This window comes from Agrobacterium sp. S7/73, assembly GCF_019355535.1.
GTDB lineage: Bacteria > Pseudomonadota > Alphaproteobacteria > Rhizobiales > Rhizobiaceae > Agrobacterium > Agrobacterium tumefaciens.
This window is the reverse complement of sequence record NZ_CP072136.1, coordinates 1,490,176-1,512,923: the sequence shown is the minus strand read 5'-3', so window position 1 is coordinate 1,512,923 and position 22,748 is coordinate 1,490,176. Positions and strand designations below refer to the sequence as shown.

Genomic DNA, 22,748 nt, shown 5'->3' with positions numbered 1-22,748 from the left:
GCTAACTCAGCTGTTGATAGGTGTCTTTGGCAATAGCGTCCATGCGGTCGGACGGCAGGCTGCCGACCAGGGCGCAGCGGATTGTTTCGTCATCCCAGGACACTGTTTCCAGCGCGTCGACATTGGAGCGTCGCATGGCGGTATCGCTCGTTTCAGCCGCAGCCACGATGTAAAGAGTGACACGCTGCCCACTTTTGTCTTCATACATCAGTTGAGCTGCGGCGCCTTCGGAACTGGGCAGCACCCGGCCGCCGACAAGGGACAAGCCATGGCGGGTGAGGTCCGGCACGTTCAGTTTACGGTCGAGCCGTTTTGACAACCATTTCGGCAGACTGGAGGCGTTCTCGGCATCAGCCCGAACTTCGACAGGGTGCAGAACCTCGCTTGCAAACAACTTGTGCGCCTGCATCGCATCCGCCACGATGGAATGGGCAGGTGCCTCGACCTCCAACACAAGTCCGCGCCCGAACCAGCCACCTGTCAGTCCAACAGCCAGAACGAGAACGGATGCCGCTGCCAGATTGCGCCAATTTGCACGCTCCGATCGCAAGCGCCGCTCCATTCGATAAACATCGAGGCGCTCGGGTAAAACATCGACATCAGCAGGACGATAGAGAGCCATAAGTGTCGCATTCTGCCGCTGCCATATCTCGACCTTGCGCGCATCGGCCGGATTGGAGGCGAGGTGGGAACGAACGACATCACGTCGCTGGTCTTCGAGCTGCCCATCGACATAGGATATCAGATCGGCTTCGGTTATCTGCGGCTCGTTGCCAGTCATTTTATCACCTTGAGATTTGGCTGGTCTTCTTGGGTCATGCGGGCCAAGGCTGTTCGGGCACGCCCCAGACGGGACATCAAAGTGCCCAACGGAATTTCCAGAACCTTTGCCGCTTCCGCATAACTCAGACCTTCGACGACGACGAGGAGGAGGGCCTCACGGTGCTCGCCTGACAGCTTTTCGATGGCACGTGCCATTTCGGCAAGCGCGATCCGGCCCGTCTGCGGCGCCGGCACAAACATCTGTTCGGCAACATCATCAATCGGGATTTGCGAGGGCCGGCGGTTTCTGCCTCGCAGATTGTTGCGGTAAACGTTGACCAGCACACGGTACAACCATGGACGTAACGGCCCCTGCGGCCGCCATAGCGCCTTTTTGCGGATGGCTCTTTCCAGACAGTCCTGAACGAGATCGTCAGCCGTGTCACGGTCGTGCGTGAGCGCATTCGCGTAACGTCGAAGCGCCGGTATGCAACTTGTGATCTCGTCAAGAAAATCAGGCATGGGTGCTATTCCTTGGCAACGTGCCAGACGCCACCAACACCATCACCCGTGACATCGCCGGGCTTCTTGTCCATCTGCCAATGATACAGCGGCTTTCCATCATGCGACCACTGCATCGTGCCATCCCTGCGGGCGAGTGGTCTGTAGTCGCCATCCGCCTTGTCGGTTTTGGCAGCCGCAAGCGGCGGCCATTTCTTCGCGCAGCCGTCATAGCAGGCTGACGAGCCATCGCCATCATTGTCGAACGTATAAAGGGTCATGCCCTTGGCGTCAGTCAGGATCGTGCCCTTTGCCGTCGCCGTTTCAACCACCGCGCCACCGGCGTATGGTTCGGCAAGCGCGGCAGTGGAGGCGAGCGCGAGAGCGCCTGCCAGAATGAAATGATGTTCACGCATGAGATCGTCCTTTGAGAGGTAACGGTGTGGACACCATGTCCGATACAAGACAGAACACCGGCCAGCGACAATTAATCCCGTCCGCCGATTTTTTTGACGTTCCGTCGTTTTTATCTGACGCCCTTCAAATCTATGTCCAAGGCAACCGTGTTCGAATAGAGCGGCACGCCAACGCCCATGCCATAGGGCAGGCGGGGGATATTTCCGGTGACATGGAAGGTTACGGAACCCTTTTGCTGCTCAACGAATGTTGCGTGAAACGTCTCGGCTCTGGAGACGCCTCGGGCCGTGAGCACGCCTTCAACGACTGCGCTGCGCGGCCCGTCCTGCGTAACGCGGTTGGAGCGAAACACGATCTGCGGATAGACGGCGATGTTGAAAACTGCGCTGGACCGCAGGAAATTTTCCACCCGCTCCTGGCCTGTCTTCACGCTGGAAGGGTTCAAACTGATTTCCACATAGGACTTGGACGGTTGGTCCGGATCGATATCGAAGCGGCCGGATATATCGGGAATAGTGCCGTTGATGCCCGGACCGGCAACCTGCGCAATCGAAAACCCAATGTGCGAGGCGGGATCGATACGGTAACGTCCGGCGGCGGACGAAAACGGGCTTGCAGATACAGGCGTGCAGGCCAATGCCGCAATGACGAGAGTGATGGAGTAAGGGTACTTCATGGCGCAGGCTCCTTCATGAGTACGTGGTCGTACCCGTGAGAACACCGCTGGCTACTATTTAATCCCCATCAGTTCCGACAGATCATCAAAATCTTTGCCGCATCAGCCAATGCATGGGCATTTCGTCAGCAATGTCTTTCATGGGTTCAAAGCCCACTCAAGGCTAGGTGCTTTCTCTAAATCCTTTGCTCGCTATTGTGCTCAAGCGAGGTACAGAGTGTCTAGGCGGCGCTGATGAAGGTGAGGCGCTCGGGACCATAGAAAGCTTCATCAGCTTACCACATACGATGTGGCAGAGGAGTTGAAATGTCCGCCGGTGTGCAAAGTAGAAATGTCCAATTGAGGCGTCTCGGCTATTCAGACATGCCACACTGAGACCGCGGATCAGCCCCCGACCGAACCAGCTCTCCGATTGCAAGGAGAGGGCGGGGGCGGGTGATGAAACACCCATTCTGAGCTTTGAAACTCTTCACTCCGCCGCTTGCTGCCGCGACAATGCTTTCCGGCGCCGCGCAATAAGGGCCGGATCGTTTGTAAAGTCTTTCCGACGACCGGGTCCACGAGCGCGTTTGATGTAACCATTTTTATCGCTATTGCTCTTCACCTCAGGCGCGGGGGGCTCGTCCTGGCGCTCTTTGATATACGCCAGGACATCACCGAGCCGCTTGTTCTCGGTGATCGCCGCATGCGTGACCCGCTGATCCTTGTCGAATACCGTATAGGGCAGGGAGTACCCTCTCCAGCGCACGTCCAGTCGATCATCCGCATAGGCATAGGTCTCAACATATTTACCAACAAGGCCGCGCGTGACGTCGGTCTCCTCCAGCATGATGCGTTTGCGTTCATAGGAGAATGTCAGCTGTGATCCAACATAACGCTGTTCACGCTTGCAAAGGATATCGGATAACCGATCCGGTGCGAGATTCACCGGTCGGTGCAGGTCATCAGATCGGGCAGGGACGACCGCAAATCGTGCGTTATAATCCTCCATGAAGTCAGGCAAAAATGCATTACCGGCGTCCATCGTGTCGATGCCAGCCAATCGTAAGTCCTTGACCAGCCGATCCTGCAATGTTCGGTTCATCCGTTCCACACGGCCCTTCGCCTGGCTTGAATTTGCACAGAGAATCTCGATATTTAACTCACACAGCGCCCGCCCGAACTGGGTCATTCCCTGGCCACCTTTGGCGTCCTTCTTTGCCACCCGGAACACCGAATGCTTGTCGGAATAGAAGGCAATCGGCGCGCCGTGACGCTTGAGATAAAGCGCCAGCGCCTCGAAGTAGGTGAAGGCGCTCTCGGAACGCACAAAACGCAACTGCATCAACCTGCCGGTCGCGTCGTCGACGAACACCAGCAACGAACACGCTGGCCCGCGATCCTCAAACCAACGGTGCTCAGAACCATCAATCTGCACCAGCTCGCCATAGGCCTCACGTCGAAGTCGCGGCTGGTGAAACGTCCGCCGCTGCTTGCGCGACAACCAAAGTCCAGCATCGACCATCCAGTTGCGAACCGTCTCACGCGAGACCTGCAGGCCATCACGCTCGGCAAGCTTCTCGGTCGCCAGGGTCGGTCCGAAATCCGCATAACTCTCCCGAACGAGCGCCACAGCGTAGTCGCGAATACCATCATTGATCCGGTTGTTCGACGGTCGACCAATGGCCTTGTGCCGGATCGACGCCGCACCACCAGTTTGGATCCGATCCAGCAGCCGACGAACCTGACGCTCACTCAGGGCAAGTACATGTGCCGCTGATACCATCGTCATTCGACCTGCTATGACTTTCGACAAAACCTCGATCCGCCGCAAATCGCGCTCGCTCATCGTAATCAGTCCCATCTGCAATCTCCCAAGTGTCAATCAGACCCCGGGGAGTGTGACATTCCAACTTTGCAGAAACAGGACACTTTAACTTTGCGGCTACATACGATAATCGCATAAGATAGATTATGGAACTTCTTCTGGTTTAAATGTCTTGCGTTTTCAGTCCAAGTGACCCTTTAGGCAACCTTCAGAACTCGTTTTGAACCTTATCTGGTTGTCGCGTTATCGCGCTGAGTCGAAGCGTAACGCATCCTTTCGCTCTAAACAAAACACCACTCAATTTCCGTCTCACATTATTGCCTCAAGCGACACTGATGGAGGTCGCTCTTGCTGCCGAGTATGCCTTGTCAGTCGATAAGCAGGCTATGATCTTCAACCACATCTACATTGTGCGGTTGATCAGTCTTGAGCTTGCTGACGTCAATCGGCGCGGTGCACGTCGCCGTTTCCTTCAACAGCCAAAATGGCAACAGCAAAACCCATATCTATGACCCAGAACGCCAAGGCGGTCCGCTATTAGAAGAGCCGGTAAGGCGGCGTGACGACGCAACCATCTCTGAGAAGACGGCGTCACCCTCGCCCGTTTCTCGACCTTACACCGAGTGGCGTCAGACCCAACCCTTTACGGTGATATGCACGGCTGCAAACCCTAAGGCGTTTTCCAGGTCTTCAAGAGCATTTCTACGAATTTCTCCGCGGCGGGAGATAAGGCACTGCTTCTTCTTTGCACGATACCGATGGTTCGGGAGACCACGGGATTAACGATCGGCCTCGTGACGAGGAAAGGATGGTCATCCTGTGGGGTAGCCAGTCGCGGCAAGACGGAAATCCCCAACCCAGCCTCCACCAGGCCAAGCGACGTATTGAGATGGGTCACCTCATAAAACCAGTTCAGCTTTAGATTGTGCCGAGCGAGTGCGCCATCCAGAAGCGTTCTATTGCCGCTGGAGCGATCGACGACAACCAGCGGATAAGGCTCCAGTTGATTCCATTGGATAGTTTCGAAAGCCGCCAGAGGGTGGTCTTTTCGCATCGCCAGCACAAATGGGTCATCGATAAGAGGTTCGAATGCCAAGTCTGGATCAGAATTACCCATGAGGTTTATCCCGAACTCCACCTCTCCCCGCGCAACCGCCTGCAGCCCCTCGTTTGCCGTAAGGTCTCTGATACGCAGCCTAATATGCGGATATTTCTTGCTAAATGTTTTGATCACGGTGGGTAGAAAATAAAACGCTGCGGTTGGAACGCAGGCCATCGTGATGAGGCCGCGCCGATGTGCACCATCTTTCATCGCAAAAAGCGATCCGTCGAACTCCTCCAGCATGCGCCGGACAAGCGGCATTACCTCCTGACCCATCGCTGTCGGGGCAACGTGGCGTGTGGTCCTTTCTAGGAGTGGCGCGCCAATGGCCTGTTCCAGTTTCTGGATGCGCCGGGTAAGCGCCGGTTGCGAAATATGCAACGCGTCGGCAGCCCTATGAAAACTTTCAAGCTCAACTACTGCTTGAAATGCTCTTAAATCCAGAATTTCGCAATTGATGCTCATATCGCAATAATACCTCCGAACATTGCATTTAACAGATTAGATTCTTTTGCTCATATTGCAACAACAAGGCGGATTGATCCACCAAATGCAAGATTGAGGCGATAAATGAACGACCTGCTTAAGATACCCTGTGTGCTGATGCGCGGCGGAACATCTCGTGGACCGTTCTTCCTGGCGTCTGACCTTCCGCGTAATCGAGCGGAACGGGATGCGGCACTTTTGTCCATCATGGGTTCCGGTCATCCGCTGCAGATAGACGGGATAGGAGGCGGCAATCCGGTCACCTCGAAAGTTGCGATCATAGGTCCTTCCACCGTCGAAGGCGCAGACATCGACTATCTCTTCGCCCAGGTTCGTACCGACAGGCAGTATGTCGACTATTCGCCCAATTGCGGAAATATGCTGGCCGCGGTCGGTCCCTTTGCGATCGAAGCGGGACTTGTGGAGGCTCGGGGAAGCGATACCGTGGTTCGCATCCACAACGTGAACACCGGAAAATTGATCGAGGCAAAGGTGCCGACGCGTGGTCGCGAAGTAATTTATCTCGGAGACGCATCCATCGACGGCGTTCCGGGTCTGGCTGCACCGATCGCCCTGACTTTCGTGGATGCGGCGGGTGCAAAAACCGGAAAACTGTTGCCGACCGGAAACCCTGTCGACACGGTTGAGGGAATAGATGTGACAGCGATAGACTGCGCAATTCCGATGGTCCTCATGCGTGCGGGAGACCTCGGCGTCACCGGATATGAAGATCCGCAGACGCTGACTTCCAATAGCGATCTCATCGAACGATTGACCCGCATACGCATTCAGGCAGGCAAATTGATGGGGATGGGGGATGTAACGGATATGGTCATACCAAAACCCGTGATCGTAGCGCCGGCACGCAAGGGAGGCACTCTGTCTGTCCGGTACTTCATGCCCAATGAGTGCCACCCTGCCCTGGCAACGACCGGCGCCGTTGGCATAGCAACCGCAGCGATCACGGAAGGCTCCGTGGCATTTGAACAAGCGGGAAATCGATCTGTTCCGACCCAGATCTGCATCGAGCATCCCGCCGGTCGGCTGGACGTGCAACTTGAGATGCGGAACGGAACAATAACAGCCGGGCTTGTGAGAACGGCCCGCAGACTTTTCGAAGGCTTTGCCTTCGCCAAGCCAAACGCTGCGATTGAAGACGCAGCCTAGACAAAGCCATACTGGCTCAAAACATAGCAAAACTGGGAGGAGACCCTCATGCGTAAATACTTGCTTGCAACAGCGGCGCTCTGTGCGCTGGCAGCGTCGGCAAATGCAGAATCCGTCAGAATGAGTGTTGGTTCGTACAACCTCAACAACCTGCCTTTTCCGGTGGCGGCCAGCCTCGGCTTCTACAAGGACGAGGGCCTTGAGGTGACGACCGAGAACTTTGCCCAAGGCGGTTCGAAAGTCCTGCAGGCGCTCGTCGCAGGGTCCACGGATGTAGCCGTCGGTTTCTACGATCACACGATCCAGATGCAGTCCCAGAACAAGCACGTGGTTGGCTTCGTTCAGCTTGCCCGCAATTCCGGGCTGGTTCTCGCAGGAAAGAACGATACAGACTTCGATCCGACAAAACCTGAAACCATCAAGGGCAAAAAGGTCGGGATCACCTCGCCCGGGTCTTCGTCCGATTTCTTCATTCGTTATTACATGAAGCAGCACAATCTGAGCGACAACGACATCGCCATCATCGGCGTTGGCTCTGGCGCCGCTGCTGTTGCCGCTCTGCAGCAGGGCAAGATTGACCTGTTGGTCAATTACGATCCGGCTGCGACGATCGTGGTTGAGCGTGGTCTTGGCAAGATCTTGATCGATGCCCGCAGCGATCAGGGCGCCAAGGACGTCTACGGCGGGATCTACCCCACCTCCGTCTTGTATGCGACGCAAGAATACATCGATGCACATCCCGAGGTGATCCAGAAGGTTACCAATGCCACGGTAAAGGCGCTGCATTGGATGAAGGAGCATTCGGCCGAGGAAATCGTTGCAAAGCTTCCCGATGATTTCGTGTCCGGCGACAAGCAGACCTACATCAAGGCGGTCGAAGCCGCCAAGGCGATCTTCTCCGAAGATGGAACCTTCAACCAGGCCGATCTGGAAACCCCGTTGGCGGTTTTGAAAAGCTTCAACGACGCAGTCGCGAAGGCCACGATCGATCTCAACACGACCTACACCAACAAGTTCGTCGAGGCTGCGGCTTCGAAGGGCGTAAACTGAGGGTCTTCAATGTCTTTGCCAATTAGAAAGTTAGAACCCGTGGCGGAACTCAATCTTCAGCCAATGGTGGCAATCGAGAACGTAACAATGGCCTTTGGCGCTTTCGTTGCGGTCCAGGATGTGAACCTGAAAGTTGGAGATGGTGAGTTTCTCTCGATTGTCGGCCCAACCGGATGCGGCAAGTCCACCATTCTCAATGCCATCGCGGGTTTGCTGAAACCGGCGCAGGGAAAGGTCTCCATCGATGGTTCGGCCGTGCAGGGCGTGCAGAACAACATTGGATATCTCTTCCAGCAGGATGCGCTGCTTCCCTGGAAAACGGCCTATCAGAATGTCGAGCTTGGCCTGCTGTTCCGCGGCGTATCCGAACATGAGCGCCGTACCAAAGTTCTGGCCTGGCTGGAAAAAGTTGGCCTGAAGGGGTTTGAAGAGCGCTTTCCGCATCAACTTTCAGGCGGACAGCGCAAACGTGTCCAGATGGCGCAGGCGCTTATCACCGAGCCGAAGGTCATCCTGATGGACGAGCCCTTCTCCGCACTCGACATTCACACGCGCCACCTCATGCAGAATGAACTCCTGAGATTGTGGCAAGAGGATCGCCGTGCAGTGGTCATGATCACGCACGATCTCGAAGAGGCGATTGCACTCGGGGACCGGGTTGTCGTCCTTGCGGCCGGCCCCAAGAGCCGGGTTATCGAGAGCTTCCCGGTTGATCTGGAACGGCCCCGCAACGTGGCCGAAATCAAGCTCGATCCGAAATTCATGACCCTATATCGCGATATATGGGCGTCTTTGCGCGGCGAAGTGGAGAAAAGCTATGCAAGCCGTTAATGTTCGCATCATCCAGATCGTGCTTCTGGTCGTGCTCCTGGGTGGGTGGCAACTCGGGGTAAGCTCCGGGGCGATCGACCGCTTCTTCTTCCCGGCACCCATCGACATCGTCAAGCAGGTCATCACCTGGGTTGCCGATGCCGGCTTTTACAAACATGTCGGTATCACCTTGAGTGAAACGGTTCTCGGTTACCTCATCGGTACAGGTCTCGGCGTCGGCGCCGGTGTCTGGCTGGGCCTCAGTCCCTTTGTGGCCCGTGTGTTGGACCCGTTCATCAAGGCCGTGAATGCCATCCCGCGTGTGGTCCTCGCGCCAATTTTCGTCCTTTGGCTGGGGCTTGGCCTCTGGTCAAAGGTCGCTCTTGCGGTCACCCTCGTCTTCTTCGTGACGTTCTTCAACGCCATGCAAGGTGTTCGCGAAGTAAACCCCGTCGTGCTTTCCAACACGCGCATTCTCGGTGCAAAGCGCTCTGATCTCTTGCGTCATGTTTATTTTCCGGCGGCAGCCAGCTGGATTCTGTCGTCGCTGCGCACATCCGTCGGATTTGCGGTGGTTGGCGCGATCATCGGCGAATATCTCGGGTCTTCCGCAGGCCTCGGTTACCTGATCGCCCGTTCGGAAGGTAACTTCGACGCGGTCGGCGTTTTCGCCGGTATCATCATTCTCGCCATTTTTGTTCTCGTCATCGATCTCATTCTCGATGTCGCCGAGAGAAAGCTGATCACCTGGAGGCCGAACGCGGGCGAAGAACGGCCTGCTTGAGGTTTCGACCCAGTCTCATATCAAGCGGGGCGGCCAGTTGGTCGCCCCGTTTTTGTTCTACTGACGTCATCAGGCCGATCTCTCGGCTATCGGACGCCGGCAGACCTGCTCACGGACAATATGCAAAAAGATGGTGGATCCCCTACCCTGTAAAACAGGAATAATTCACTTTGTCGTTGGAACCAAATTCCCATTCAAACATTTTAGGGGACCGTTACCTTCAGGACCTTGCATGAAAGATAATGATCTCCTCCGGCAGGATGCTCAAGACGCTGGAGAGCGTCTAGTATCTGGCCACGCTTCTGAAGATCCGTTTGCGGCAGCCTTCAAGGCCACCCGCATGCCCATGATCATCACAAATCCACTCCTCAACGACAATCCAATCATCTTCTGCAATGCTGCTTTCAGCAGATTGACCGGCTATTCCGCCGAAGAGCTGGTTGGTCAAAATTGTCGTCTGCTCCAGGGTCCAGACACAGATCCTGGCTCAGTTACGAAGCTGCGTGAGGCAATCGCAGCCGAGCAGGATTTGGCGATCGACATCCTTAATTATCGCAAAGACGGATCAGAGTTTTGGAATGCTCTCTTCGTTAGTCCTGTTCGCGATGCTGCCGGAACCGTCATCTATTTTTTCGCCTCGCAACTCGACTTCACCGATATCAAGAGCAAGGAAGCCGAACTCGCTCGCGCCCGCCACATCGCGGAGGGAGAGGTGGCGCTGCGAACGGCGGATTTGACTGAGGCATTGCGGGCAAAAACAACCCTCGTCCACGAAGTTGATCATCGCGTAAAAAACAACCTCCTGACAATCGCCTCAATCGTGAAGCTTCAGGCGCGGATGACTGACAATGATGTTGTCGAGCGCACATTGATGTCTGTGCTGAACAGGGTCGAAGCACTCAGCACCGTCCAGCGCAAGCTTCTGAACGATGAAGATGTAGGGCATTTCGATGTCGCAGATTTTGCCAATACATTGATGCTCGACAAGATCGGAGCCTTGAAGCGAACCGACATCATCCTCACCACCGATCTTCATGAGGTGGTGGTTCCGGCGACCAAGGCCTCCCCCCTTGCCTTGATCATCAACGAACTCATCGGCGACGCCATTCGCAGAGGATTGAAGGACCGTGGCGGGCAATTGCACCTGGAGGTCAAGCGCCTCAACGGCCACTTCCTTGTCAGGGTTGCCGATACCGTCACGCCGGGCGAAGTGGACAAGGAAGAAGCAGCCTTTAGCAAAAAGATGCTGGAAGCATGCGTAAAACAATTGCGTGCTACGATAGTTCGGACGGTTGAAGGTAGCCTCTCGGATGTTCGTGTCACGCTTTCTGTAAAAGACTGAAAGGATCTCCTGTGAAAATCTTGATCGTAGAGGACGAAGCTCTGCTGGCGATGGAACTTGAAAGCGAAGTGGAAGATGCCGGACACGAGATTGTGGGGATCGCTGCCGACAGCAAGGAAGCTATCGAGCTTGCCAACAAAGCACTGCCGCAATTCGCATTTGTAGACATTCAATTGCTGGATGGTCCAACGGGCATAGAAGTCGGCCGATATCTTTCTTCGAGCTCCATCCCCTATGTTTTTGTTTCGGGTAACCTGAAGAGAATACCTGAGGACTTTGCAGGCGCACTTGGAGCGATCGAGAAACCCTACACGATGAACGGTTTGCAAAATGCCTTGCAGTTCATTGAAGGCATCGTTATTGGCGCAGAGCGCTCCGCTACCCCTCCTCCCAGCCTTGTTGTTTCGCCCAAACTGCTTGCCGCCTTGTCGGCTTGACCAACGCCGCCCCTGTGCGGATAAGGATTGACCTTGAATTCACCGTCGGAACGCATTGACGCAGTTCGAAACTCTGGGCTGCTTGATGTCCAGAGCCCACCCGAATTCCAGGATATTATCGAGGTCGTCAAAACCGGCCTGAAATGCCCAGTGGCTTTGATCTCCATTCTGGACGAGCACCGGCAGGTTTTCATCGCTCATGTCGGGTTGCCACCCAAATGGGCTGAAGCAGCGGAAACGCCACTCACGCATTCATTCTGTCAGCATGTGGTTCGCGACAGACAGCCTTTGATTATCGGGGATGCGACGGTTCATGATCTCGTTAGAAATAATCTGGCCATAACCGATCTGGGCGTGATCTCCTACATGGGAGTGCCTGTAACACTCCCTGATGGCATGGTGATCGGCGCGCTCGCAGCAATCGATGGCGAACCACGCACATGGACGGAAAGCGAGCTGCAGTTACTGAACCAGATCGGAAGGGTCGCCTCGAACCAGATTGCGACCTTCCTTTCCGAGCGGCGCTGGGGTGCGCTTTTCCAGCAATTGGAGGAAGGCATCGTCGTAGGCTCGGTGATCCGTGACGTCGACGGAACGATTGTCGATTGGCGGTACGAGACGGTCAATCCCGCATGGAGCACTCTTCTTGGATTACCAGGCGATGATGTGCCTGGTCGAACCATGCGCGAACTCTTTCCAGAATTCGAGAATGAGTGGGTTTCCGATGTGGTGGAGGCCGTCGAGACCCAACAAAGCAAGCGTTTCACCCGCAAGATCGGATCGATGGACCGGTGGTTTGACGGCTATGTTCAAGCCACTGGTGAAGACACGTTCGTCATCATGTTCGTTGAAGTCACTGACCGTATGCAAGCCCAGGAGGCTTTGCGTGACAGCGAAACGAAGCTTCGCCTGATCGTCGAAGGCGCTAAAGACTATATTATCATGACGATCGATGAAGACCAGCGCATTACAAGCTGGTTCGGTGGAGCGCAGGAGACATTTGGCTGGTCGGAAGCCGAGATGCTCGGACGGCCGTTTGAGTCGATTTTTACTGAGGAGGACCGGGCAGCCGGCGTTCCTGCGGCTGAAGTGAGCAGAGCCACGTCCGAAGGGGTTGCACCCGACCGCCGATGGCACCTCGCTGCCGATGGCTCCAGCATCTTTCTGGACGGCACGATCCGGCCGATGTCCAACCATTCGTCGCCCAAGGTCCCGGGTTATATCAAGGTCGCACGCAACGCCACCGCTCAAAAACTGTCGGAGGACAGGCAGCTTGCATTCCTGGAACTCGGCGAAAAGATCCGCGAGCTGGATACTGTTGCGGAAGTGGCATTTGCCGCCGCGGAGATTTTGGCACGGAGTCTGAGAGGCGCGACGCGGGCGGGCTACGGCATCGTTGACCCTATCGCCGAGACGGTGCAGATGCTTCCCGACTGGTGTGCGGAGGGAATGTTCACCGTCGCGGGGCTCCATCATTTCAGGAATTACGGATCCTACATCCAGGATTTGAAGCGCGGCGAGACGGTCATCATACCCGATGTGGCGACAGATCCGAGAACCTCCGCTTCAGCCGAGCTTCTACACTCATTAGGCATCTCCGTCCTCGTGAATGTGCCAATCATCGAAAGAGGTGCATTCGCGGGGGTCATGTTCGTACACTACGACAAGCCGCATGAATTCTCGTCCGAGGAGCGTGATTTTGTGCGTGCGATAGCGGACCGGACGCGTGAGGCGATCTCCAGGATTCGGGCCGAGCAGGAACAGCAGGTTCTCAATCACGAGATCAGCCACCGGCTCAAAAACACGATGGCCATGGTTCAGGCGATTGCGACACAGACGCTTCGCCCCGTCACCGACAGAGCCCCTGTCGAAGCCTTCACGAGCAGATTGCGCGCGCTTTCCAATGCGCATGAGGTTCTCCTGAACCAGGACTGGTCGTCGGCGCGCATGGTGGCAGTGATCGATTCCGTGCTTCGCCAACTTTCTCTTCCCGAGCGATACCGCATATCGGGCACCGACATGGAAATCGGGCCCAGGACTGCGCTGTCGCTGGCTCTCCTGATGCACGAGCTTGGCACAAACGCCTTGAAATATGGAGCCTGGTCTTCTGATGCCGGAACCGTCGTTATTTCATGGACGATAGAAGATGCAGGCGGCGAGAACGCGCTCGTTCTGGAATGGAAGGAGCAGGACGGCCCGCCGGTGACCGCTCCATCGGGTAAAGGTTTCGGATCTAAGCTCATACAGCTTGGTCTGATGGGTACAGGCGGTGTCGAGGTCAATTTTGATCCTGACGGCCTGCGGGTAACGATGCAGGGACTGGTTTCCCATTTGAGACAGTCATGATGACCGTGACCTCGAATGCTGCCGATGTGGCAACCATACTCGTCGTCGAGGATGAGCCGCTGCTACGCCTTGCCGCCGTGGATCTGGTTGAAACCGCAGGATACACAGCGCTTGCTGCGGCAGATGCTACGGAGGCGGTCAATATCCTTGAGGCACGCGCAGACATACGAATTGTCTTCACTGATATCGATATGCCACGCGGCGTCGACGGCCTGCAACTGGCAGCCATTGTTCGTGACAGGTGGCCGCCTATCAAAGTTATCCTGGTTTCCGGCCATCTCGAAGATCCCGGTCATATGATCGCGGCAGATACGGCTTTCTTTACGAAACCCTACTGCGAAGAGCAGATCGTGGAGACGATAAGGCAGATGCTGCGGTAGCCGAGAATTTTTGCGGCTACCGGGATTCACCGCTCCGCTTGAAATTTGGAGATGGTGACAGAGTCGGATAAGGCTTGGCAGTCGATCTGCCGACTGATTGCCGCTGGTCCCTGAGGTTGGAATTGACGGATAAATTACCTGCTGAACTTGATGGTTTGCATCGCAATACCTTTGAATATTTCTGGTCCGGGAGCCATCCGGAGAGTGGCCTACCGCGGGATCGTATGCGATCCGATGGTGTTGCGATCCATGAGATCGCATCGGTCTCCGGGATCGGGTTTGGTTTTCTTTCGCTCATCGTTGGTGTACGCCGTTCTTGGATAACCGAACAGGAAGCCATCGCCCGGGCGAGCCGGATGTTGAGATCGCTGGCAAGTGTGAAGCGTTTTCATGGCGCCTTCCCTCACTTCATCGATGCGTCCAGCGGAAGAACGATACCCTTCGCGAAATTCGACGACGGCGGAGATCTCGTTGAAACCGCTCTTCTGGTTCAGGCGCTGATCTGCGTCAGACAGTTTTTTGGCGCGCAGACGTCCTCCGAAATCGATTTACGCCGGTCCATAAATGAAATCGTCGAGACGGTGGAATGGGGCTGGTTTACCAGGGGAAAGCCCGGGCCGCTGTTCTGGCATTGGAGCCGTCGGTATGCCTGGGCGAAAAACTTGCCGATTGTGGGCTGGAACGAGGCCCTCGTCTGTTATGTGCTCGCGGCGGGTTCAACGACGCATGCAATCAGCGCCGAGTCTTATCATTCCGGATGGGCAAGCGATGGCGAAATCCGGAACGGATCGATGTATCTCGGTGTTCGGCTGCCGCTTGGCCAGCCGTATGGAGGACCGCTTTTCCTGTCGCACTATTCCTTCTGCACACTCGATCCGCGCGGTCTCGGCGATGTTTATTGTCACGACTATCTGGAGCAGGTTCACGCGCATTGCATGATCAATTACCGCTACTGCCGCACGCGTTACCCAAGTGAGGCCGGGTGGGGTCTGTCTGCGTGTGATGGGCCAAAGGGTTATGTCGTAAATTCTCCGACCGACGATGACGGCATCATTGCGACAACGGCAGCCCTCTCGAGCATGCCCTTCTTTTCTCATCGGTCACGCGAGGCGGCTTTGCGTTTTCTGCAATGGAACAATGGTGCACTCATCGGCCGCTTTGGCCTCATGGATTCATTCCAGCCCTCAACCGGCTGGGTGTCCGGAACGCATCTTGCGATCAATCAAGGGCCTGTTGTTGCGATGATGGAAAACTATCGCAGCGGCCTGATCTGGGATTTATTCATGAACGCGCCGGAGGTGAAAAAAGGCTTGGCCGAACTGGGCTTCCATCAGGACAGGTCGTTCGAAAAGTCGAGCCTGCAGGAAGGACGGACCGACCCCTGAGAACCGGTGTTTGAGTAGCGCAAATGCATCCTTGAAGACAACGCCGGAAGGCCTTGGCAATTCCTTGGCAAGGCCTTCGGCGCGCAGGATATACTAGGGTAAAGTCGTGGTCATCGTCTCAAAACTGCAGGAGTTTTGATGTTCGATAAACGGCGTGCTGTCATTCGGCTGGTTTCGAAGACGCGCTTTCGATGTAGGCGATAAGATTATCCAGTTCTTCCGGTTTGCTGATGCCCGCCAAGGCCATCTTGTTTCCGGGGATTTTCTTCTTGGGAGCGCTGAGAAAGTCTCGCAGTTCCTCCGGTGTCCACGCCAGCCCTTCCCCGCCTGCTTTTTTCATCGCATTCGAGTAATTATAGTCCGGATCGCCGCCCGCAGTGCGGCCGATGATCCCGTTAAGCTGCGGGCCGACCTTGTTTTTCGCGCCCTCGCCGATGGCGTGACAGGCGGAACAGCGCTTGAAGGCCGCCTCCCCCTTGGCAACATCGCCCTCTGAAAAAGCGGGAACGGCGCTTGCCGCCAGCATTGCCGCCGTGATGATCATTCTCTTGCGCATCGTGTCATCCTTGTTCTGCCGTATGAACGCGCCCGCCTGCGAATGCAGGCGGGCGGCTTGTTCTCAATTCAGGTCGTGCCCCAGGCGGGCGTACCCTTCTTGTAGGGAACGCAGGTCTCAAAGCCGCCGGGGATTTCGTCGTAAACGAGAACCTCGGTGGCGCCGATCTTCGAGGTGAAGAAACCGAGCAGCGTCAGCTGCTTGACGAGTGTGAAGGGATGCGGTGCGGTCGGTGTCTGTTTCGTCCGGGCCTGTTTGTCCAGCGCAGAAATCAGCGTCTGCCGCTCCTGCGACGTCAGCTCCAGAAACGCCTTCTTGTATTCCGTCCGGCTGCGGTTTTCGATGTCAGCCATCGCGGAGAGGAAGAGTTTCCGCTGTTCGCCCGTGTAACAATCGGCCGCATAGACTGCCATGAATGCGCCAACGGCAGCGTCCTTCGCACCCGGGGTGGATGTGCGAGGGATAATCGTTTCAGCCACCTCGTCCAGAAGCCGGATTTCCTCCGGGCTGAACGCGTGGACGTCGCCGGCAGGCTTGGCGGCGTTTTCCGCCGCAGTGACCACGTCAGCGCCGATCAGCGGAAGACCGGAGGCAATGGCTATCAGTTTCAGCAGTTCACGTCTGTTCATCACAGGTTCCCCTTCTTGCGTTCGGAAACGGCAAATTCCGCGGCACGCGCCGTCAGCGCCATGTAGGTGAGCGACGGGTTGACGCAGGAGGCCGAAGTCATGCAAGCACCGTCAGTGACAAAGACGTTCGGCGCATCCCAGACCTGGTTGTTGCCATTAAGCACGGAAGTTTTGGGGTCGCGTCCCATGCGGGCCGTACCCATTTCATGGATGCCCATGCCCGGCGCATAGCTGCCCCTCGACGGTTTGACGTTCTTGATGCCGACCGCTTCGAACATCTCGACTGCGTCATTGACCATGTCTTCGCGCATATCGAGTTCGTTCTGCTTCATCTCGACATTCATCGACAGGACTGGCAGGCCCCATTTGTCCTTCTTGTCGTGGTCAAGCTTCACGCGGTTCTCGTGATAAGGCAGCATTTCACCGAAGGCAGTCATGCCGATAGTCCAGGCGCCCGGCTGGGTCAGCGCTTCCTTGTAGTCGGCTCCGATGTTGAGTTCGGCGATTTCCCGCTCCCAGCGCGAACGGCTGGCGGATCCCTGATAACCGAAACCACGCAGATAGTTCCGCTTGTCGTCGCCGGTGTTACGGAAACGGGGAATATAGAATCCCGCCGGGCGGCGGCCCTTGAAATAAAACTCTTCGAAACCTTCCACCTCGCCGGTGGCGCCCATGCGGAAATGGTGGTCCATCACATTGTGGCCGAGTTCGCCCGAGCTGCTGCCGAGCCCTCCCTCCCACACGTCAGTGGCCGAGTTCATCAGAACCCAGGTCGAGTTGAGCGTCGAAGCGTTGAGGAAGATCACATCGGCGGTGTATTCATAGGTCAGGTTCGTTTCGGCATCGATGATCTCGACACCGCGAGCCTTCTTCTTGTCCTTGTCGTAAAGGATTTCCTTGACGATGGAGAAAGGCCGGAGCGTAAGATTTCCGGTGGCGACTGCCGCCGGCAGGGTCGATGACTGCGTGCTGAAATAGCCCCCGAAAGGACAGCCCAACCGGCACTTGTTGCGGAACTGGCAGCGCGTGCGCTCCTGATCGGGAAGTTCCTGGGTGATGTTGGCGCAGCGCGAATTGATGAGGTGGCGTGTGCCTTTAAAGGCGGTTTTCAACCGGCGTGCCACATCCTCTTCAACGCAATTCAGCGGAATAGGCGGCAGGAATTCACCATCAGGAAGAATGTCCAGCCCCTCGCGGCTGCCGGAAATGCCGGCGAAACGCTCGACATAATCATACCAGGGAGCAATGTCTTGATAACGGATCGGCCAGTCAACGGCGATCCCTTCTTTGGCATTGGCCTCGAAATCGGTCTGCGACCAGCGGTAGGTCTGGCGTCCCCACAGCAGCGAACGGCCGCCGACGTGATAACCACGGAACCAGTCGAAACGCTTTTCTTCGACATAGGGCGTTTCCTGCTCGTCGGCCCACATGCCGAGCGTGGCCTCTTCCAGCAGATAGTCGCGGCTGAGAACCGGATACTTCGCCTTCATCTCCTGCGTGGCGCGGTTGCGATGGGGATAGTCCCAGGCTTCCTTGTCGGCATTCTGATAGTCGGTAATGTGCTCGATGTTTCTGCCGCGCTCCAGCAGCAGAACCTTCAGGCCTTTTTCCGTGAGTTCCTTTGCAGCCCAGCCTCCACTTATGCCTGAACCGACAACAATCGCATCATAATGATTGTCCGCCATGATAACTCCTCCGATTGGTACTTGGGTAAAAAGTCGACGAGACAATGCGCTCCCCGTCGCAACGCGGCGGAAACTTCATCATGCGTCTGTCGAACCTTATGCGCCCCGGCGAAACCGGCCGCCGAGGTGCGGTTCTGGTTTTACTGGCAGTGTTTACTGAATCGTCGGCAAGTGCTCGCTCAGGAACGCGTTGCCCTTGGTCACGACCGCTTCGGCATCGAGCGGAAGGTCGTGTTCAAGGATGAACCATTGTGCGCCGGCATTTTTGGCCGCCGGCAGGATCGTCTTCCAGTCGAGAACGCCGGTGCCAATCGTTGCAAAGCCGCGCTCGTTTTCGGCCGTGCCGGCCGGTGCATTGTCCTTGGCGTGGATTGCGAAAACCCGACCGTTCAGAGTGCCGAGGAACTCAGCCGGATCATTGCCGCTGCGCGCCACCCAGGCGACGTCGAGTTCGCTCTGCAGTTTCGGACCTGCGGCATCGAGCAGCAGTTCAAGCGCCGTCTTGCCGTCGAACTTGACCATTTCAAAATCATGGTTGTGATAGGCCATGGAGAGGCCAGCCGCGGAAAGCTTGTCGGCATATCCGCCAAGTTCCTTGCCGAAGGCTGTCCAGCCTGCGGCGTCCTTAGGGCGGTCTTCGGGCTTGAGGAACGGCACGGTCACGACCGGATTGCCGACAGCCTTCTGCTCGGTGATGACCTCGTCGAGGTTGCCGCGAAGCTTGTCGATCGGCACATGCGAGGAAATGACCTTGATCTTGTGCTTTTCCAGAAGCGCGTTCAGCTCGCTGGAGGTGACCTTCTGCATATCCACCGTTTCCACGGCGGAAACGCCCGCGCGGTTGAGGATGGCAAGCTGCTCCTCAAGCGTTCCGGCGTTGCGCAGTGTGTACATCTGCGCGGCAATCGGCAGCGTCTTGCTGTCATCGGCAAAAACCGGATTTGCGATACCGGCCGCCAGTCCGACGACGAATGCCATCTTCGCGAATTTTGACTTTAACGTTTTCAAACGCGTAACTCCCTTTCCGTTTGATCAATATGACGACACGCCTGTCCATGCTCTTCCGAACAATCAGTAGGATAATGCTGGGCACAACCTCCGATGCCCTGCGTCGTCAGTCCCCGATATCCAGTGATCTAGATGTCGATCTCTACCCAGGACGAGGTCAGGCTGGACCGCACGGCCGCATCGATGAATGCGAGACCCGCAAGGCCGTCCTCTATGCCGGGATAAATCACATCCCCGGCGGCTGCTCTTCCCTCCCTTTTTGCGATGATTGCGTCTGCGGCTTCACGGTAGATCGTCGCAAAACCCTCGAGATATCCCTCCGGATGCCCTGATGGCACACGGCTGACACGGTTCGCGGCAGCGCCTGCACCCGCGCCATTGCGCGTAATCAGCCGCTTGGGCTCGCCGTAAGGTGTGAACCACAGCTCGTCCGGCACGCGGTGGTGCCATTCAAGGCCGCCCTTATCGCCATAGACCCTGAGCGACAGGGCGTTTTCATTGCCGACAGCGATCTGGCTTGCCCAGAGCATGCCCTTCGCGCCGCTTTCGTAACGCAGCAGAATATTGGCGCTGTCATCCAGCTGCCTGCCCGGAACGAAGGAAGTGAGATCTGCGTAGAGGCTCGCGGGAATTTCACCGGTCACGAAGGCGGCGGCGTTGAAAGCGTGGGTGCCTATGTCGCCGATTGCCCCGCCCGCGCCCGAGCGGCTCGGATCGGTGCGCCATTCCGCTCCCTTTGCGCCGGTCTTTTCGACCGCTTCGGTCAGCCAGTCCTGGGCATATTCTGCCTGGACATGGCGCAGCTTGCCGATGGCACCGTTGGCCACCATCTCCCGCATCTGCCGCAACATGGCATAGCCGGTGTAATTATGCGTGAGGATGAACAGCCTGTCGGATGCCCTCACGATATTCGCCAGCTCCTTGGCCTCCTCCAGCGTCGCGGTGACGGGCTTGTCGCAGATGACATGGATGCCAGATTCGAGAAAGACCTTGGACGGGGCGAAATGCAGGTGGTTGGGGGTGACGATGGCGACCGCCTCGATACCGTCTTCACGACCGGCCTCGGCCGACGCCATCTCCTCAAAAGAAGCGTAGGACCGCTCGGGCGCAATGCCGAGTAGGGTTGCCGAAGCGCTGGCGCGTGCCGGGTCGGAGGAAAGCGCACCGGCGACCAATTCGTAACGGTCGTCGAGCCGCGCGGCGATACGATGCACCGCGCCGATAAAGGCACCCTGACCGCCACCCACCATGCCGAGACGAATGCGGCGGCTATTAAATCTTGCTGTTGCGGAGGACATGTCTATCCCTTTCAAAGCCCGAGAAGGCGACGGTTGGCGGCATCATCGACGCCGCTTTTGGCGAAATCGTCGAAAGCCCGCTCAGTCACGCGGATGATGTGATTTTCAATGAAACCGGCACCTTCACGCGCCCCGTCCTCCGGGTGTTTCAGCGCGCATTCCCATTCCAGCACGGCCCATCCTTCGAAGTCGTATTGGGTGAGCTTGGAAAACACCGCGCCGAAATCGACTTGCCCGTCGCCGAGGGAGCGAAAGCGCCCCGGCCGGTCGACCCAGCCTTGATAACCGCCATAGACGCCGGACCGGCCGGTCGGATTGAACTCGGCATCCTTGACGTGAAAGGCCCGGATGCGCTCGTGGTAGATATCGATGAAATCAAGATAGTCCATCGCCTGAAGCACGAAGTGCGAGGGATCATAAAGGATGTTGGCACGCGAATGATTGCCGGTGGCTTCGAGAAAACGCTCGAAGGTAATGCCGTCATGCAGGTCTTCGCCGGGATGCAGCTCGTAGCAGAGATCGACGCCATTCTCCTCGAATGTATCGAGAATCGGCGTCCAGCGCTTGCCGAGTTCAGCAAAGGCCATTTCGACAAGACCTGCGGGGCGCTGCGGCCACGGATAAACGAAAGGCCACGCCAGCGCGCCGGAAAAACTCGCATGGCTCTTGAGGCCCAGATGCTGCGAGGCTTTCGCCGCGCACTTCAGCTGGTTGACCGCCCATTCCTGACGCGCCTGCGGTTTGCCGCGCATTTCGGCGGGCGCGAAACCGTCGAACATCTCGTCATAGGCAGGATGAACAGCGACGAGCTGGCCCTGAATATGGGTTGAAAGCTCGGTGATCTCGACGCCTGTCTCGGCCAGACGTCCTTTAATATCATCGCAATAAGCCTTGGAAGCGGCAGCTTTCTCGAGATCGAAGAGCTTGGGATCGGTCGGCACCTGAATGCCCTTGTACCCAAGGGAAGCCGCCCATTGGCCGAGATTGTCGAGCGTGTCGAAGGGTGCCTTGTCCCCAACAAATTGCGCGAGGAAAATCGCCGGGCCTTTGATCGTCTTCATGTCCTTACACTCCTTGCATTCACAGTCTGGCCGCTACCGGTGCGGCGAACGGCAGGGCGCGACCGAGCCGCGCACCACCAGTTCCGTATCCAGCACGATGGTTTCGGCCGTGCGTTTGCCATTAAGCCGGTCGACCATCAGCGCCATGGCTTTGCGGCCCATTTCCTGCCGGGGCTGGCGCACTGTCGTTAGCGGTGGTTCGAAAGCATTGGCGAAAATTATATCGTCGAAGCCAATGACCGAGACATCGGTCGGCACGGACAGCCCGCGCCCGCGCAGCTCGCTGATCGCGCCAATCGCCATCTGGTCGCTCGAGGCGAAGATGGCGGTGAAGGAAATGCCGTTTTCGAGAAGTCCGGCAATCGCCTGTCTACCGGCTTCGATGCTGTAATCGCCTGTCACGACGAGTTCATCCGCGTAACCGATACCCGCTTCCTCAAGCGCGTCGCGGTAGCCCTCGAAACGCTCCTGTGCCAGACTTTCCGGAAAAGGTCCGGCGAGATGCGCGATCTTCGTGTGCCCTGCTTCGATCAGATGATGCACGGCGTTTTTGGACGCGGCGCGGTTATCGACCTTGACGGTGGGCAGCGCGATGCCTGGCACGGTTTCCGAAGCGATGACGATCGGCGGCAGCGCGTCACCCTGACCGAGAAGCTCTGAAGGAAACTGGCCGGTCATCAGGATGAGGCCGTCAGCATGTTTCTGCCTGACCATGTCGATATGTGTCGCCACGCGGTTTTCGTCGTTACGGGCGTCGCCCATGAGCACCTTGAAGCCCGCCTCCCCCGCCGCTTCCTCCACGCCCTTGTAGATCTCGAGATAAAAGGGGTTGCCGATATCGCGAACGAGAAGAATGACGGTATTGTTGGATTGACGCCTGAAGCTTGCGGCCTGGGCGTTGGGAACGAAGTTCGCCTGCCTGACGGCATCGAAAACCTTCTTCCTCGTTTCCGGGCGGACTTTGTCGGGTTGTTGCAGCGCCCGTGACACGGTCGCGATTGAAACGCCCGCGAGAGCTGCAACTTCCCTGATATTCGAACCTTGGTCTTTGCTCATCTG

The 22,748-nt window shown here is 56.9% G+C and carries 23 protein-coding genes; 10 read left to right on the top strand and 13 right to left on the bottom strand.

Going from position 1 to position 22,748, the window contains the following annotated elements; translation table 11 throughout:
• Position 1: 1 nt before the first annotated feature.
• The 5 genes from J5276_RS07465 to J5276_RS07445 all read right to left on the bottom strand — a co-directional run bounded on the left by J5276_RS07465 (position 2) and on the right by J5276_RS07445 (position 4,199).
• A complete protein-coding gene (locus J5276_RS07465; protein ID WP_111803690.1) occupies positions 2-781 on the bottom strand; it encodes an anti-sigma factor in 780 nt (259 codons plus the stop codon).
• Positions 778-1,284 (bottom strand): sigma-70 family RNA polymerase sigma factor, encoded by a 507-nt coding sequence (locus J5276_RS07460; RefSeq protein WP_003512998.1) that lies wholly within the window; start codon positions 1,282-1,284, stop codon positions 778-780. Before J5276_RS07460 ends, J5276_RS07465 begins: the two co-directional genes overlap by 4 nt.
• Positions 1,285-1,289: 5 nt before the next feature.
• Complete coding sequence (locus J5276_RS07455; RefSeq protein ID WP_025593406.1) at positions 1,290-1,679, bottom strand: hypothetical protein; 390 nt, start codon at positions 1,677-1,679, stop codon at positions 1,290-1,292.
• 110 nt (positions 1,680-1,789) lie between these two features.
• Positions 1,790-2,356: a YceI family protein gene (locus J5276_RS07450; protein WP_111789235.1), complete on the bottom strand. Its 567-nt coding sequence runs from the start codon at positions 2,354-2,356 to the stop codon at positions 1,790-1,792.
• A 469-nt stretch (positions 2,357-2,825) separates the two neighbouring features.
• Complete coding sequence (locus tag J5276_RS07445; protein ID WP_112948921.1) at positions 2,826-4,199, bottom strand: ISNCY family transposase; 1,374 nt, start codon at positions 4,197-4,199, stop codon at positions 2,826-2,828.
• 299 nt (positions 4,200-4,498) lie between these two features.
• Here J5276_RS07445 and J5276_RS07440 point away from each other — a divergent pair, with 299 nt between their 5' ends.
• Entirely contained in the window at positions 4,499-4,675 is a 177-nt protein-coding gene (locus J5276_RS07440; RefSeq protein WP_162632919.1) for a hypothetical protein, read from the top strand.
• 158 nt (positions 4,676-4,833) lie between these two features.
• Here J5276_RS07440 and J5276_RS07435 read toward each other — a convergent pair whose 3' ends face one another.
• The gene (locus J5276_RS07435) at positions 4,834-5,730 is read right to left on the bottom strand and encodes a LysR family transcriptional regulator (protein WP_111789233.1); all 897 of its coding nucleotides are present in this window, start codon (positions 5,728-5,730) and stop codon (positions 4,834-4,836) included.
• Positions 5,731-5,835: 105 nt separating this feature from the next.
• Here J5276_RS07435 and J5276_RS07430 point away from each other — a divergent pair, with 105 nt between their 5' ends.
• The 9 genes from J5276_RS07430 (at position 5,836) to J5276_RS07390 (ending at position 15,452) form a co-directional block, all read left to right on the top strand.
• Positions 5,836-6,918 carry a 4-oxalomesaconate tautomerase gene (locus tag J5276_RS07430; protein ID WP_112155085.1) on the top strand — a complete coding sequence of 361 codons (1,083 nt, stop codon included), beginning with the start codon at positions 5,836-5,838 and terminating at the stop codon, positions 6,916-6,918.
• Between the two features lie 48 nt (positions 6,919-6,966).
• A complete protein-coding gene (locus J5276_RS07425) occupies positions 6,967-7,968 on the top strand; it encodes an ABC transporter substrate-binding protein (protein WP_025593410.1) in 1,002 nt (333 codons plus the stop codon).
• A 63-nt stretch (positions 7,969-8,031) separates the two neighbouring features.
• Positions 8,032-8,799 (top strand): ABC transporter ATP-binding protein, encoded by a 768-nt coding sequence (locus tag J5276_RS07420; protein ID WP_034502326.1) that lies wholly within the window; start codon positions 8,032-8,034, stop codon positions 8,797-8,799.
• Positions 8,786-9,562 (top strand): ABC transporter permease, encoded by a 777-nt coding sequence (locus J5276_RS07415; RefSeq protein ID WP_003515221.1) that lies wholly within the window; start codon positions 8,786-8,788, stop codon positions 9,560-9,562. Before J5276_RS07420 ends, J5276_RS07415 begins: the two co-directional genes overlap by 14 nt.
• 232 nt (positions 9,563-9,794) lie before the next feature.
• On the top strand, positions 9,795-10,904 hold the full coding sequence (locus tag J5276_RS07410; protein WP_111783072.1) for a PAS domain-containing protein: 1,110 nt from the start codon (positions 9,795-9,797) through the stop codon (positions 10,902-10,904).
• Between the two features lie 11 nt (positions 10,905-10,915).
• Complete coding sequence (locus J5276_RS07405; RefSeq protein ID WP_003515224.1) at positions 10,916-11,341, top strand: response regulator; 426 nt, start codon at positions 10,916-10,918, stop codon at positions 11,339-11,341.
• A gap of 33 nt (positions 11,342-11,374) precedes the next feature.
• A complete protein-coding gene (locus J5276_RS07400) occupies positions 11,375-13,687 on the top strand; it encodes a GAF domain-containing protein (protein ID WP_065702556.1) in 2,313 nt (770 codons plus the stop codon).
• Positions 13,684-14,067, top strand: coding sequence for a response regulator (locus tag J5276_RS07395; protein WP_025593416.1), 384 nt, complete (start codon positions 13,684-13,686; stop codon positions 14,065-14,067). Before J5276_RS07400 ends, J5276_RS07395 begins: the two co-directional genes overlap by 4 nt.
• 224 nt (positions 14,068-14,291) lie before the next feature.
• Positions 14,292-15,452 carry a glucoamylase family protein gene (locus tag J5276_RS07390; RefSeq protein WP_112155084.1) on the top strand — a complete coding sequence of 387 codons (1,161 nt, stop codon included), beginning with the start codon at positions 14,292-14,294 and terminating at the stop codon, positions 15,450-15,452.
• 160 nt (positions 15,453-15,612) lie between these two features.
• On the opposite strand, the gene J5276_RS07385 is transcribed toward J5276_RS07390, so the two are convergent.
• The 7 genes from J5276_RS07385 to J5276_RS07355 all read right to left on the bottom strand — a co-directional run bounded on the left by J5276_RS07385 (position 15,613) and on the right by J5276_RS07355 (position 22,745).
• On the bottom strand, positions 15,613-16,008 hold the full coding sequence (locus J5276_RS07385; RefSeq protein WP_112155083.1) for a cytochrome c family protein: 396 nt from the start codon (positions 16,006-16,008) through the stop codon (positions 15,613-15,615).
• A 68-nt stretch (positions 16,009-16,076) separates the two neighbouring features.
• Positions 16,077-16,637, bottom strand: a complete 561-nt coding sequence (locus tag J5276_RS07380; RefSeq protein ID WP_112155082.1) for a gluconate 2-dehydrogenase subunit 3 family protein — start codon at positions 16,635-16,637, stop codon at positions 16,077-16,079.
• A complete protein-coding gene (locus tag J5276_RS07375) occupies positions 16,637-18,322 on the bottom strand; it encodes a GMC oxidoreductase (protein ID WP_003515231.1) in 1,686 nt (561 codons plus the stop codon). The genes J5276_RS07380 and J5276_RS07375 overlap by 1 nt, the downstream gene beginning before the upstream one ends.
• Positions 18,323-18,475: 153 nt before the next feature.
• Positions 18,476-19,330 (bottom strand): sugar phosphate isomerase/epimerase, encoded by an 855-nt coding sequence (locus J5276_RS07370; protein WP_162632918.1) that lies wholly within the window; start codon positions 19,328-19,330, stop codon positions 18,476-18,478.
• Positions 19,331-19,458: 128 nt separating this feature from the next.
• A complete protein-coding gene (locus tag J5276_RS07365) occupies positions 19,459-20,628 on the bottom strand; it encodes a Gfo/Idh/MocA family protein (protein WP_112155080.1) in 1,170 nt (389 codons plus the stop codon).
• 11 nt (positions 20,629-20,639) lie between these two features.
• Positions 20,640-21,689 (bottom strand): sugar phosphate isomerase/epimerase, encoded by a 1,050-nt coding sequence (locus J5276_RS07360; protein ID WP_112155079.1) that lies wholly within the window; start codon positions 21,687-21,689, stop codon positions 20,640-20,642.
• Positions 21,690-21,722: 33 nt separating this feature from the next.
• Entirely contained in the window at positions 21,723-22,745 is a 1,023-nt protein-coding gene (locus J5276_RS07355) for a LacI family DNA-binding transcriptional regulator (RefSeq protein WP_003515235.1), read from the bottom strand.
• Positions 22,746-22,748 lie beyond the last annotated feature (3 nt).